The sequence below is a fragment of the Microbacterium sp. IO18 genome, assembly GCF_049099505.1.
GTDB lineage: Bacteria > Actinomycetota > Actinomycetes > Actinomycetales > Microbacteriaceae > Microbacterium > Microbacterium aurugineum.
Window position 1 is genome coordinate 2,072,768 of the sequence record NZ_JBMJAF010000001.1, and the last position, 13,794, is coordinate 2,086,561.

9 protein-coding genes are annotated in these 13,794 nt (G+C 62.7%); 8 read left to right on the plus strand and 1 reads right to left on the minus strand.

Features of this window, described 5'->3' with window-relative positions; translation table 11 throughout:
• Positions 1 to 6: 6 nt before the first annotated feature.
• On the minus strand, positions 7 to 291 hold the full coding sequence (locus ACLF6J_RS09925; RefSeq protein WP_421076867.1) for a helix-turn-helix transcriptional regulator: 285 nt from the start codon (positions 289 to 291) through the stop codon (positions 7 to 9).
• A 187-nt stretch (positions 292 to 478) separates the two neighbouring features.
• Between ACLF6J_RS09925 and ACLF6J_RS09930 the strand changes: the two genes are divergently transcribed.
• From ACLF6J_RS09930 to ACLF6J_RS09965, 8 genes are all read left to right on the plus strand, one after another.
• Entirely contained in the window at positions 479 to 937 is a 459-nt protein-coding gene (locus ACLF6J_RS09930) for a hypothetical protein (protein WP_421076868.1), read from the plus strand.
• 83 nt (positions 938 to 1,020) lie between these two features.
• On the plus strand, positions 1,021 to 1,380 hold the full coding sequence (locus ACLF6J_RS09935) for a hypothetical protein (RefSeq protein ID WP_421076869.1): 360 nt from the start codon (positions 1,021 to 1,023) through the stop codon (positions 1,378 to 1,380).
• Between the two features lie 97 nt (positions 1,381 to 1,477).
• Complete coding sequence (locus ACLF6J_RS09940; RefSeq protein ID WP_248539439.1) at positions 1,478 to 1,660, plus strand: helix-turn-helix domain-containing protein; 183 nt, start codon at positions 1,478 to 1,480, stop codon at positions 1,658 to 1,660.
• Between the two features lie 72 nt (positions 1,661 to 1,732).
• Positions 1,733 to 5,320, plus strand: coding sequence for a helicase-related protein (locus ACLF6J_RS09945; RefSeq protein WP_421076870.1), 3,588 nt, complete (start codon positions 1,733 to 1,735; stop codon positions 5,318 to 5,320).
• Positions 5,317 to 8,160, plus strand: a complete 2,844-nt coding sequence (locus ACLF6J_RS09950) for a DUF1156 domain-containing protein (protein ID WP_421076871.1) — start codon at positions 5,317 to 5,319, stop codon at positions 8,158 to 8,160. The genes ACLF6J_RS09945 and ACLF6J_RS09950 overlap by 4 nt, the downstream gene beginning before the upstream one ends.
• Positions 8,161 to 8,244: 84 nt before the next feature.
• Complete coding sequence (locus ACLF6J_RS09955; protein ID WP_425185826.1) at positions 8,245 to 10,182, plus strand: DUF499 domain-containing protein; 1,938 nt, start codon at positions 8,245 to 8,247, stop codon at positions 10,180 to 10,182.
• A complete protein-coding gene (locus ACLF6J_RS09960) occupies positions 10,148 to 11,668 on the plus strand; it encodes a DUF499 domain-containing protein (RefSeq protein ID WP_421076873.1) in 1,521 nt (506 codons plus the stop codon). The genes ACLF6J_RS09955 and ACLF6J_RS09960 overlap by 35 nt, the downstream gene beginning before the upstream one ends.
• Positions 11,669 to 11,737: 69 nt before the next feature.
• A complete protein-coding gene (locus ACLF6J_RS09965; protein ID WP_421076874.1) occupies positions 11,738 to 13,756 on the plus strand; it encodes an ATP-dependent nuclease in 2,019 nt (672 codons plus the stop codon).
• Positions 13,757 to 13,794: the final 38 nt, after the last annotated feature.

Consider the following 13,794-nt stretch of genomic DNA (forward strand, 5'->3'; position numbering starts at 1 on the left):
CGGAACCTACCGACTCCTGAGGTCAGGCGCGTCTGCAGGAATCAAACTCGCGACCGTCACGTCGAGGACCTGCGACAGCGCCAACATCGTACGCAGCGTGGGATTCGCCGGAGTGCCTGGTCGGGACTCGCCCTTTTCGTACTTCTGGTAGGTGTATCGCGTGAGTCCTGCGCGATAGGCCACCTGTTCCTGGCTGAGCCCCGCCCCTTCGCGCGCGCGGCGAAGCGCTGTGGCCAGCCGCTGAGCGTAAACAGACCACTCCGCGTCAGCGGTATCGTCTCGGCGCGCCATCTTTTCAGGGTTGCGAGAGTCGCGCCCTCGTATGGCCTATTCCGTATGGCATAATTTCGGAGGCCATACGAAACAATCAACGCCCATCGGACTCCTCCGCTTTCTTGCACGTGTGCTGCCCAGCCCGATGACTTCCGGTCGCGTCGCGGGCAAGGCCCGTGCAGCGACCGCGAATGTGACTGCGGCCATGGCTTCCGACTCGTACCCGATCTGGTGGCGGGGCCCCGACGTACCGCCGCCCGCCGAGTGGACCTACATGTTCGAGTCCTTCACCGGCGATGACACCGGTGATGAATGGGCGCTGGCTGCAGCGATCTTCATCGCTCAAACGCGTCGACGCAACGGCCTCGGTCCGACGTTCGCGGAACTGTTCACACATCTCATGCCGGAGAGCAGCGGCCTACCGGCTCCCTTCCCGCCGGGGATGGAGTTCATCGAACGAAGACGCGCAGTCACAGCCTTCCGCGGGCACGTCACGATCGACTGGCGCCGTCGCGGACTCATCAGCTTCGACAAAGACGTCACGCGGAGCCTGCGCGTCGGGCGAGCGTTCCGCGAACGATCACGGCACCGACAGCTGGCACGCCTTGCGGGAGCGTCGAGGCTCGAGAACGGAATGTCGGACGCCTCGGATACGAATGGATGAGAACGCGTAGGACATCTGATGGCGGACCCGCGATCGAAAGGTGAATGGTCAGAACGATGGAACACAGCGAGTATCCACCAGACATGCAGCGCCTGATCGACCGCATCGCGCCAGGCTGGCCGCCCATCCTGGAAGTCAGCCCGGGCTGGTACCCGCTGCTGACACGACTTGACGCCCGCCTGACGGCGATCGCGCCGTCCTATGTCGTGCAGCAGTGCAAGTCGAAGTTTGGTTCGCTGTCGTTCTATGCTTCCCCGTCGAATGACGTCAGCGAGTACAACGAAGAGTTCAACGACGCCATCCGCGCAGCCGAGTGGGAGAGCATCGAGACCTGCGAGGAGTGTGGGGCTACCGGTGCTCAGTACGTGATCCGCCTCTGGGTGTCGACGCTGTGCCCCGACCACCACAAAGAGCGAATCGCTGTCGCTGACGGCCACTCCTGACTAGTCGCCCCCGCCACTCTGACGCCGCCGGGCGTTCACCCGCTAGTCTCGGACATATCCGGAAAAATCCGGTTCAACTCGCCTCCGAGGAGCTCGCGTGCCTGAACCATGGCTCTCTGCCGACGACATCGCGGACTACCTGGGCGTGACAAAGGACACGATATACGCCTGGATCGCCGACAAGGGGATGCCGGCCCACAAGGTCGGTCGTCTCTGGAAGTTCCAGACGAGCGAAGTCGATGACTGGGTGCGCCGCGGAGACGCCGCGTCGGCCGAGTAGTCGTACTCGCCGCCGCAATGTCGGCGGCCAGACGTATCCTGATCGACTGCCCAAAATCGGAGGAGGAGCGAAGTGGATGAAGCCACGATGACGCCAGCTGCGTTGAATGCTGGCCAACGCGTCCGCGGGCTCGTTCCGAGTGGAGCGGTCACGCTGATCGCGGTCGACGCCATCGACGACTCACTCTTCGAGATCTTCTACCGGGAAGACTCCGGTCGCAGTGGCGCACGGACTATGACCGACGTCGATATCGCTCGGCTCGAACTTGCACGCGACTATGACCAAGCGCCCCCGTTCGACGGAGACCCGGACGAGTTCCGTCTGGCCGCAGAGGCGTTACGGATCAAGTACGCCGCGCTCTACGACCCCATGGCCGCGGTCAACAGTTCTGACGTCGACCCGCTGCCGCACCAGATTCGCGCCGTGTACGAAGAACTCCTGCCACGGATTCCCCTGCGATTCCTCCTTGCCGACGACCCCGGCGCGGGTAAGACGATCATGGCTGGGCTCTACCTCAAAGAACTCATCCTGCGCTCAGACTGCGAACGGGCCATCATAGTCGCCCCCGGCGGTCTCGTCGAGCAGTGGCGCGAGGAACTCTCGCAGAAGTTCGATCTTCGCTTCGAGGTTTTCAGTCGCCAGATGGTCGACGACGCCGAGGGCCGCAATGTGTTCGATCTCCATCCGTACCTGATCGTCCGGATGGACCAGGCCTCGCGCAGCGAGGACTTGATGGAGCAGCTTTCAGATGTGCAGTGGGACGTCGCGATCGTCGACGAAGCCCACCGCATGTCCGCCCACTACTCGTCGTGGGCAGGCGAGGTCGATGAGACCAAACGCTTCCGTCTCGGGCGGCTGCTGTCTGAGACCGCGCACAGCTTCCTCCTCATGACGGCGACCCCGCATGCTCGCAAGGAGGAGGACTTCCAACTGTTCATGTCCCTTCTGGATCGGGACCGGTTCGAAGGCCAGTTCCGCCAGGGGGTGCACCGCACCGACACCCAGGGCCTGATGCGGCGCATGGTCAAGGAAGACCTCCTCACCTTCGAGGGCAAGCCGCTCTTCCCCGAGCGCCGTGCCTATACCGTCGAGTACGAGCTGAGCGTGGCAGAGCGTGATCTCTACGAACAGGTCACCAACTACGTGCGCACAGAGATGGGACGCGCCGAGCGCATCGCAGCCGAAGGCGACAAGAAGCGTGGCAACAACGTGGGCTTCGCCCTCACCGTGCTGCAACGCCGCCTCGCCTCCAGCCCCGAAGCAATACTGCGTTCGCTCGAGCGACGCCAGCACCGCCTCGAAGCGAAGCTCCGCGAGATGCAACGAGCAGCCGACACGGCCCGAGACACCTCCAGCATCTCCGCCCACATCGATCAGTGGACGACAGGTCGCACGGAGCTGGACTTCGCCGAGCAGGCTCTCCCGAACCTGTCTGTCGACGACTACGAAGACATCGACGAAGAGACAACCGAGGAAGAACGCGCCAGATTCGAGGAGCAAGTCGACACGGTCGTCGACCTCGCGACCGCAGCAAAGACCATCCCCGAGCTGCGCGCCGAGATCGCGATCCTCGAGGACCTCGTCCGCACCGCACGTCGCGTGCGCCTCCAAGACGACGACAAGAAGTGGGTCGAGCTCCGCGAGATCCTCGATGAACAACTACTTACGCACGCGAGCTCGGGCGAACCGCGGAAGATCATCATCTTCACCGAGCACCGAGACACCCTTGACTACCTCCAGTCGAAGATCTCCGCGCTACTCGGACGGGCCGACTCGGTGATCACGATCCACGGCGGGACAAGGCGCGAGGACCGCAAGGCAGCGCGCGAACAGTTCACCCATGACCCTGACACAGTCGTCATGCTCGCAACCGACGCAGCCGGCGAAGGTCTCAACCTTCAGCGCGCGCACCTGATGGTGAACTACGACCTGCCGTGGAACCCGAACCGCATCGAGCAGCGCTTCGGGCGCATCCACCGAATCGGCCAGCGCGAGGTCTGTCACCTCTGGAACATGGTCGCGAAAGACACGCGCGAAGGCGATGTGTTCACCCGGCTCCTGTCCAAAATCGACCAGATGTCGATCGCCTACAACGGCAGCCTCTTCAACGTACTCGGCGACTCCGACGCCTTCCAGGAACGCTCCCTGCGCGACCTGCTGATCGAAGCGATCCGATACGGTGACCAGCCCGAGACCAAGGCAAAGCTTGACCGCATCATCGACGCCAGTGTTTCCCACGGGCTCGACGACATGCTCGAAGAGCGTGCGCTGCACCCGGAGATGTTCAGCGCGCTGAACCTCGAAGAAGTCCGCGCTCGCATGGAGAAGGCTCGGGAACGAAAGCTCCAGCCCGGTTACATCGCCGCGTTCTTCATCCCTGCCTTCGAGCGCCTCGGCGGCCGGATCCGTCGACGCGAGAGGGGACGCTATGAGGTCACTCGCGTTCCGCGTCGCGTCGTCGACACAGCACGGCGCTTGAACAGGTGGGCACCGGTCGCCGAGCAGTATGAGCGGGTCACGTTCGAGCTCGACAAGAAGCGCATCGACGGGCAGGTCGAGGCAGCACTCATCGCGCCCGGGCATCCGCTGCTGCACGCCGTGATCGACGCCACGGTCGACGACCTCGGCGATGTTCTGAAACGCGGCACAATTCTCATCGACCGACGTAACAAGCAGGCTGCGGAGCCGGCGCTCATGTACGCGGTGGAGCAGCGGATTCAGAACACCGCTCCCGAGCCGGACGCTATCTCACACCACTTCGACTACCCGCAGTACTCCAGCGACGGCACAGTCACGGTCGCACCGACCCCGCCGTACCTCGACTACGACCGCCCGCTGCCCCACGAAGCCGAGCTGATCGACGAGATCGTGACGAGTGATTGGGCTAAGGAGAACCACGAGAAGCTGATCCGCGCCCAAGCATTCCGACACGGCCTCCAGCCGCGGATCGACGAGGTGAAGGCGCGACTGGAGGTAGAGTCCGCGCGGACCCGCATTCAAGTGCGAGATCGACTTCTCGCCGAGATCAACCACTGGGATCGCGAGCACAGCCGTCTTGACGCGCTCGAGCGTGGCGGCACCATCGGTCGGGTGCGCGCCGAAACTGCTCTTACCCGGTCGCGGCAGCTCGACGAACGACTCGAGCAGCGGATGCGGGAGCTCGACGAAGCCACCAACATCGTCGCCGTCCCCTCCGTGATCCTCGGCGCCGCACTCGTGATTCCCGACGACATGCTCACCACGGGCGAACAGCACCCGGCTACATTCGCGCGCAACACTGAGGAAGTGGAACGCCGTGCAGTCGACGCAACGCTCGCGGCCGAGCGCGCACTCGGTCGAGAGCCGGTCGAAATGGCCAGGAACAACCCGGGCTACGACATCCGATCGACGGATGCCAATGGACGCGTGTTCTACATCGAAGTGAAGGGCCGCATCGAGGGTTCCGAGACGTTCACGATCACCACGAACGAGGTCACCTTCGCGCAGACCCAGGGCGAACGGCACAGGCTCGCACTTGTCGAAGTATCGACCGGCGGCCCTGAGCAGGACCAACTGCGCTATGTCTCCGGTGCTTTCGCGCACCTCGGACCATCCGCGACCACCCGTTCGTACAACGAGCTCTGGCGCGACTATTGGGAACGCGGAGGACCGCCGCGATGACCCACACCACCGAGCACCAGAGCAATACCAACGAGAGAAGCACCGTGACCGACGCGCCCAAGAAGAAGCTCATCGAAGTCTCACTGCCACTCCAGGCGATCAACGATGCAGCGCAACACGAGAAATCTGTGCCACGTCGCGGCCACCCCTCAACCATGCATCTGTATTGGGCGCCTCGTCCGCTTGCCGCCGCTCGCGCGGTTCTCTTCGCGCAACTCGTGGATGACCCTTCATCTCACCCTGACGAGTACCCAACGCAGGACGCTCAGGATCAGGAGCGTGCGCGCCTCCACGCTCTCCTAGCCGAACTTGTGCGTTGGGAGAACTCGAACGATGAAACGCTGCTTTCCCAGGCGAGAGATGAGATTCGACGGTCTAACCCGAGTGGTGTCCCGACCTTCCTCGATCCGTTTGCTGGTGGAGGCGCAATACCACTCGAGGCACAGCGACTTGGCCTAACAGCGTCTGCGTCGGACCTGAACCCTGTTGCCGTCCTACGGACTAAGGGACTCATCGAGATCCCACCTCGCTTCGAACGTCAATCACCGGTGAGCCCTCATGCCGAAGGCCGCACAACACCGTGGCTACGAGCAGAAGGCCTGGCCGAAGATGTCCGCGCCTACGGGCAGTGGATGCGGGACGAAGCGGAGCTCAGACTCGCTGGCCTCTATCCAAAGGTCGTAGCTCCGGGCGGGACTGAGCATAAGGTCATTGCCTGGATCTGGGCACGTACGGTTCAAAGTCCTAATCCGGCAAACCCGATCGAAGTGCCGATTGCGGCAACTTGGTGGCTAAGCAAAAAGAAGGGGAAGGAGGCGTACATCGTCCCGACCGTTGTTGACGGAAAGGTCAGCTACGACATCCGCACGAACGCCCATGGCCCCCAAGGGGACCAAGACGGTACGCGTGTTGGTCGCGGTGCAGTGAGTATCGCTGATGGCACGCCGATCTCAGCCGACTACATCAAGTCGGAAGGTTCGGCGGGCAGACTTGGCGCTCACCTGATCGCCATCGTCGCCGAAGGCAAGAGAAGTCGCCTGTATCTGCCCCCGACTGATGAGCACATCCAAGCGGCCGATGCACCAAGGCCCATCGACGTCCCCGATCAGGAGCTTCCTTACGACCCACGGAATATCTGGACTCCGCCATACGGCCTGACACGGTTCTCTGATCTCTTCACAAATCGTCAACTCGCGGTCCTGACTACTTTGTGCGAGCTCGTTTCTGAAGCCCGTGAACTTGTCGTACGTGACGCGGAAGCAGCTGGGATGCCACGCGGAGCACGTCTGGAGGAAGGGGGGAATGGCGCAATTGCGTACGGCGACGCCGTGGCGACGTACCTTTCGTTCGCCATAAGCAAGCTCGCAGACTGGTCGTCAACCTCTTGCAGTTGGATCAATACGATTCAAGGTGTGCGCGATACATTCGCACGTCAGTCGATACCCATGGCATGGGACTACGCCGAAGTGAACCCGTTTTCAGAGTCGGTTGGCAACTTTCTGTCGCACGTCAATTGGGTTGCTGCGGGGGTCAATGCGATGCCTGCCCCGGGGGATACCCCGGGGCATGTAACCCAGGCCGATGCGTCGAGCCGGTCGTACGACAACGTAGTCATCTCGACTGATCCTCCGTACTACGACAACATTTCCTATGCTGATCTTTCTGACTTCTTCTACGTGTGGCTGCGGCGCTCGATCGGCGAGGTTCATCCAAAGGTCCTCGGGACCCTCCTCACACCCAAGGCAGAAGAACTCGTTGCCAGCCAGTATCGGCACGACGGAAAGAAACAAGCAGCCGAGTTCTTCGTTGAAGGGTTCAACCGAGTCTTCTCAAGAATGAGGCTTGGGGCCAACAAGAACGTACCGATGACGGTCTACTACGCGTACAAGCAGCAAGACACTCGGGATGCCGGCACATCGTCCACAGGCTGGCACACACTCTTAGACGGACTTATTCACTCGGGCTGGGAGATCACTGCCACATGGCCCATGCGCAGCGAACGCAGTGGGCGGATGCTGAGCGTTGGAACGAATGCGCTTGCGTCCTCTATCGTCTTGGCCTGCCGCCCACGGCCGCAGGACGCGGGCGCAACGACTCGGCGCGCGTTCGTGGCCGCTCTGAAAGCCGAGCTTCCGGGAGCCCTTCGCGACTTGTTGTCCGGAGATATTGCTCCTGTTGACCTTGCACAGGCAGCCATCGGCCCCGGCATCGCTGTCTTCTCCCGCTACTCACGAGTACGCGAAGCTGACGGGTCGGACATGAGCGTAAAGGATGCTCTGCTGCTGATCAACGCAACCTTGGACGAGGTCCTTGGTGAGCAAGAGAGCGACTTTGATCCTGATACGCGTTTCGCAATCAAGTGGTACCGACAATATGGCTGGGGCCAGGAGCGCTCCGGCATCGCCGACCAACTCGCCAGGTCATCGGACACGTCGATCGGTGCGCTCGAGCGGGGCGGAATCTTCGAAACCAAGGGTGGCAAGGCACGACTTCTTGCGCCTTCCGCGCTCGAGGGGGCGTGGGATGCGGCTGCGGACGACCGAGTGAGCGTTTGGGAAGCGACCATGCGGCTGGCCGCGGTGATGGCAAAGGACGGCGCCGACAAAGTGGCCGAACTGATTCCAGTGGTGCAGACCCGCGTCAACCTAGAGGCCGTTAAGGAGCTCGGCTTCCTGCTATTCCATGAGGCAGAGAAGAAGAAGGATTCGAAGGACGCGGGTCTCTTCAACGGGCTCGTGGGAGCGTGGGGCGATCTCAACGAGCAGGCCCGCAAATTTGCGGCAGCGGCCCCACGACTGGGTTCGCAACAGGCATTCGATTTCGACGACATGGAGGGTTGAGCGATGGCGATCAACAACCAGGAGCGGCTCTTCAAGGCCTTTGTGCTCCTCGCCGAGGGCCTCGGAGATGTCGTTGACGAGGTCATGACCAAGGGGCTCGGCACACCAGAGTGGCCCACGAAGTGGGCCAGCGAGGATGCGGCAAAGAACGGCCGCGCCCCACAGGTGATGGACAAGGACGACGTCCAGGTGCTCCTGCGTGCGCTGACCGAAAAGAGCTACTACTTCAAGGACGTCCTCTCGCGGGCGCAGCAGGGCTACGCGTCCGAACTACGTGAGATTCGTAACGCAGTCATGCACGGTCAGGCCGGCAAGCTCAGCTCCGACGACACTGCTCGTGCGCTGGATACGATGGAGCGGCTGCTGCAGGCGGTCGGAGCGGTGGACTCGGCGAAGGATGTCCGTGGTCTCCGCATCGATCTCCAGCGCACTGTATTCGAGGATCAGACACGCAAGCAGGTCAAGCGCAGCGTGGTCTCCGCGACACCAGACTCAGGGCTGCGGCCGTGGCGGGAGGTCATCCGACCCCACGATGATGTCGCCCGTGGTGAGTTCACCGCGTCGGAATTCGCAGCCGATCTTCACCTCGTACATACGGGTCAAGCGCTCGGATCGGAGTACAACGATCCAATCGAGTTCTTCACCCGCACCTACCTCACAGAAGGCCTGCGAGACCTTCTCTCACGTGCCTTGCGGCGCCTGAACGGGGATGGCAATGCCAGCCCCGTGGTGAACTTGCAGACCAACTTCGGCGGCGGCAAGACCCACTCGATGCTCGCGCTCTACCACCTGTTCAGCGGCACTAGCACGGCCCACCTGCCGAACGAGCTGCAGGACTTGGTTGCAGTGGCCGGGATCGAACACCTCGAAGAGCTGAGGGTGAAGCGGGTCGCCCTTGTCGGCACGTACCTCAAGGCTGGATCACCGATCATCAAGCCGGACGGCACCGAAGTCCGCACGCTCTGGGGGGAACTCGCCTGGCAGCTCGGCGGCCGAGAAGCATACGACCTCATCGCTGCCGATGATGCGGCCGGCACCAACCCCGGCGACGCGTTGCTGACGCTGTTCCAGACAAACGGCCCCGCACTGATCCTGATCGACGAATGGGTCGCCTACGCGCGCCAACTCGTCACCGAAAAGGAGCTTCCTGCCGGCTCCTTCGAGACGCAGTTCACGTTCGCGCAGTCGCTCACTGAGATCGTGAAGTCGGTACCCGGTGCGATGCTGGTCGTGTCGATCCCGGCATCCGACACGGGCACGGACGGCAGCGGCGCGGACATCGAGATCGGCGGCGCGAACGGCCAGCTCGCGCTGGAGCGCCTCCAGAATGTGATCCGTCGAGTCGCAGACCAGTGGCGGCCGTCGAGCAAGGATGAGTCCTTCGAGATCGTCCGTCGTCGCCTGTTCCAGGCGCCCAACGCTGAGGGACTCACGGCGATCTCTGCCACGGCACGCAGTTTCGTCACGATGTACCGGACAAACAAAGAACTCTTCCCCCGGGATGCCACAACGCCCGGCGACGACTACGAGACGCGGATCCGAGCTTCGTACCCGCTCCACCCGGAACTACTGGACCGTCTGTATGAGGACTGGTCGACGCTCGAGCGATTCCAGCGCACCCGCGGTGTCCTCAAGCTCGTTTCTTCGATCGTCCACGAGCTGTGGGTTTCCGACGATGCCGCACCTCTGATCATGCCCGGCTACGTGCCGCTCGATGCGAGCACGGTCAACACCGACCTGACGCAGTACCTCGAGGACCAGTGGAAGCCGATCATCGACTCCGATATCGACGGCCCTGGATCCACTGCAGCCGAGATCGACAAGAGCCGGCCTGGGGGGGGGGGGGGGGGGGGGGGGGGGGGGGGGGGGGGGGGGGGGGGGGGGGGGGGGGGGGGGGGGGGGGGGGGGGGGGGGGGGGGGGGGGGGGGGGGGGGGGGGGGGGGGGGGGGGGGGGGGGGGGGGGGGGGGGGGGGGGGGGGGGNTCTTCATGGGCGCGGCGCCCCGCAGCAAGGCGAGCCGTAAAGGCCTCGACAAGCAGTACGTCTGGCTCGGCACAGGCACGCCCGGGGACACGCTCGGCAACTTTGGCAGTGCCATCGATCAGCTCGCGCAGCGGTCGACCTACTTCTACGAGGAGCAGGGACACTACTGGTTCGACACTCAGCCGTCGGTCACGAAGACCGCAAGCGACTACGCCGAGCGCCTTCGTGAAGACGTCGAGACTGTGTGGAACGAGATCGTGCAGCGGCTGCGCGGCGAGGAGCGCGCCCGCGGAGTTTTCGATCGAGTTCATGTAGCGCCTGAGTCGAGCGCCGACATTCCAGACCTCGAGAACACGCGCCTAGTGATCGTCCATCCGCGTCATTCCCGCCGCAAGCAAGACGGAAGCGATTCCGCAGCGCATCAGTGGGTACGTGATGCGATCGAGTCGAAGGGGGCGAGCCAGCGCGTCCACCGGAACACACTCGTGTTCTTGATGGCGGACAAGAGCGAGTTGGAGAGCCTGGAGGCCGCAACTCGCAGCTACCTCGGATGGAAGCGAGTGCAGGCGACGAGCGACTCGCTCAACCTCTCCACGCAGCAACGCAAGCAGACTGACGAGTGGGTGACCCGACTCAATCAGACGGTGTCGGACCGGATCCGTGAGACCTTCGCATGGGCGCTGTACCCGGAACAGTTCGACCCGACTAAGCCCTTCGAGATTGTGAGCGAGAAGGTGCCTGACTCCGCCGGCCGCTCCCTGGCCGAGCGCGTTGGCGCGAAGCTTGGCCGTGACGATCAGCTCGTCACCGAGCTGGGGGCTCCGATTCTCGGCGCGACACTGCATGAGGAGCTAGGAACGCTGTGGTCCAGCGCGCGGGAAATGAGCGTCGGCGAACTCTGGGGGTACTTCACCCGCTACGTCTACCTGCCGCGTCTTACCAATCGTGAAGTGCTGGAGTCCGCCCTCGAGCGCGCGCTCAATGCAGTTCTGGTCGACCGTGAACGTTTTGCAATCGCATCTGGCAAAGACCCCGAGACCGGTCGTTACCGTGGGCTGATTGTCCCGCCCGACCACAACGCGGCACTTCAGATCACCGACAGCACGATCCTCGTCGACTGGAGCCTGGCCGAGCAGCAAGCGCAAGTGGAGCGTGCTGAGGCAATTCGGCGAGCTGCGGTAGACGCAGCCGGTGACGGAACGGAACCCATCGGACCGGTCGACTACGTAACGCCGAGTCCAGGAGTCGACTTCGCACCCGAGGTTCCAACGCCTGCTCCGGACACCGCTCGCAGCCCCATCCGCTACTTCGGCTCAGTCAAGGTAGATCCAACTCGGTACTCGCGGGATATCGGCAACGTGACTCGAGAGGTCATCGATCGGTTGGTCGGCGCCGGTGCGAAACTCGAGATCACGATCGACATCCAGGCGATCAAGAGTGACGGCTTCGACGAGGGCGAGATGCGCACAATCTCCGAGAACACTCGCGTGCTGAAGTTCGACGCCAGCTCGGGCTTCGAGAACTAGTCAATGTAAGCAGTCCGCCGTGCATGAGGCGTGCATCGGATCGGCATCAAGATGGAAGGGACCTCAAGGATGAGGATCGAATCAGCAGTTGCAACCAACTATCGCTGCATCGTCGACAGCGGAGAGTTCGGCGTTGAAACTGACAAGACAATCCTGGTCGGGATCAACGAAGCAGGTAAGACTGCGCTATTGAAGGCGATACAGCTCGTCAGCCCGACGCCCGACACCCCTAGGATCGACTGGCTCTTTGACGCTCCTGCACCGATGGTTGATGACATCCGACGCGGGAACCTAGATCGCGAGCAGATGGCGGTCGCCAAGGTCGTGCTGGTGCCCGACGCGACCGATCTCGAGGGTCTTGCGCTCACGAATGGCGCCGACATCCGATTTGAGATGACTGCGTGGCTCAGCGGCAAGCGCACCTACGATGTCACGGGTCTGCAGCCATCCCCCTCGCTCGGAAACGTTGACAAGAGCATCGTTCGCCTCACCAGCGCGATGTCGAAGCAGTCGAGCGAAGACGCGAAGGACGCCGCTCAGGCGCTGACCGGCTGGAGGGCAAGCCACGGCCAAGACGACCCGATCAGCGGCGAGATCGCGAAAGAACTCCGCGGCCACCTGGATGCGCTATTGCCGTTGTTCGCGGACGGCTCCGCTGCCGAAGGGTACTGGGATGCGCTGGACTCCGTCGTCAAAGAGGCGACGCAACGAGACAAGATTGGCAAGCACCTTCTGTCAAAGTTGCCACCGTTCGTCTACTTCTCCTCCTACTTCTCGGTGCGCCCCCGAATCCACCTGAACCGCCTGGCGGAGCGGGAAGAGTCAGGCGAAATTGACCTCGATTATGACTTCGGCAATCTGCAACTGCTGAAGTTCCTAGGCTTTACTGCCCGCGAGCTGTCGGATATGGACTCGGAGGCTCCTACAAAGGGGGCTTACTACGACACGGATGTCCAGGAGCAGGAACGGTACAAAACTGAACTTGCCGCGCATGAACGCCGGCTCACGGAGCGTAAGCGCGCGCTGCAGACCGCTGGCGCACGTCTGACCGCTGAGATTCGTCGCGTATGGAACGATGACTCCCTCACACTCCGGCTCGACGTCGACGGCCAGTACCTTCAAACGCTCGTCGAGGATGAACTCGGGATTCCCGTCGAACTCGACCAGCGAAGCGAGGGCTTCCGCTGGCTCGTATCGTTCTTCGTCGTCTTCCACGCTCAGGCCAAAGACGATCTCCGGAACGCGATCCTGCTCCTCGACGAGCCTGGGCTCAGCCTTCACGCGCTTAAACAGCAAGAGTTCCGCAAGACTGTGTCCGCCCTGGCCGAGGGGAATCAGATCATCTACACGACGCACTCGCCTTTCATGGTGGGAGCGGACGAACTGGATCTCGTTCGGGTGGTCGAGATGGTGGACCGCAAGGTCGGAACGAAAGTCCACACGCGCCTGGCGGTCGACGATCCAAAGTCGATCTACCCGCTTCAGGCGGCACTCGGCTACGACCTTGCGCAGAGCATGTTCACGCACCAACGAAACCTGGTGGTCGAGGGCATCACCGACCTCCTCATCATCGAGGCCCTGAACGCCGAGTTCTCCTCGAACGGCGGACCAGCGTTGGATAGCGACATCGCAATCGTTCCCGCCGGAAGCGCAAGCAAGGTCGTTTACTACAGCACGATCCTCACCAGCCAGAGCCTCAAGGTGGCGGCGCTCTTGGACTCGGATTCTGCCGGTGATCTGGCTGCCGAGCAGGAAGCACTGTGGCAGCTTCTGAGCACGAAGCGAATCCTCCGGACTGGTGACCACCTCACCGGCGTGCAACGTGCCGAGATCGAGGACCTGCTGCGTCAGACTCTGGCTCAGATTGCTCGAGACGATCTCGGGTGGGACAGCGTCGCGACCGTGCAAAGCCAACCCACCCGCCCTCTGATGGAGATCCTCGTCGCGGAGCATTCGGGAGTGTCCAAGTGGAAACTCGCGCGCGCCTTCGCGAAGTGGTTGAGTGCGAACGGAACAGCAGCGCTCGATCCTTCGGAGCTTGAGGCGTGGCGTTCGCTGTCGACTGGGATCAACAAGGCGCTCGCTTAGACTCAGGCCCGGACGTTGGTCGCGAACCGAGACCGCCG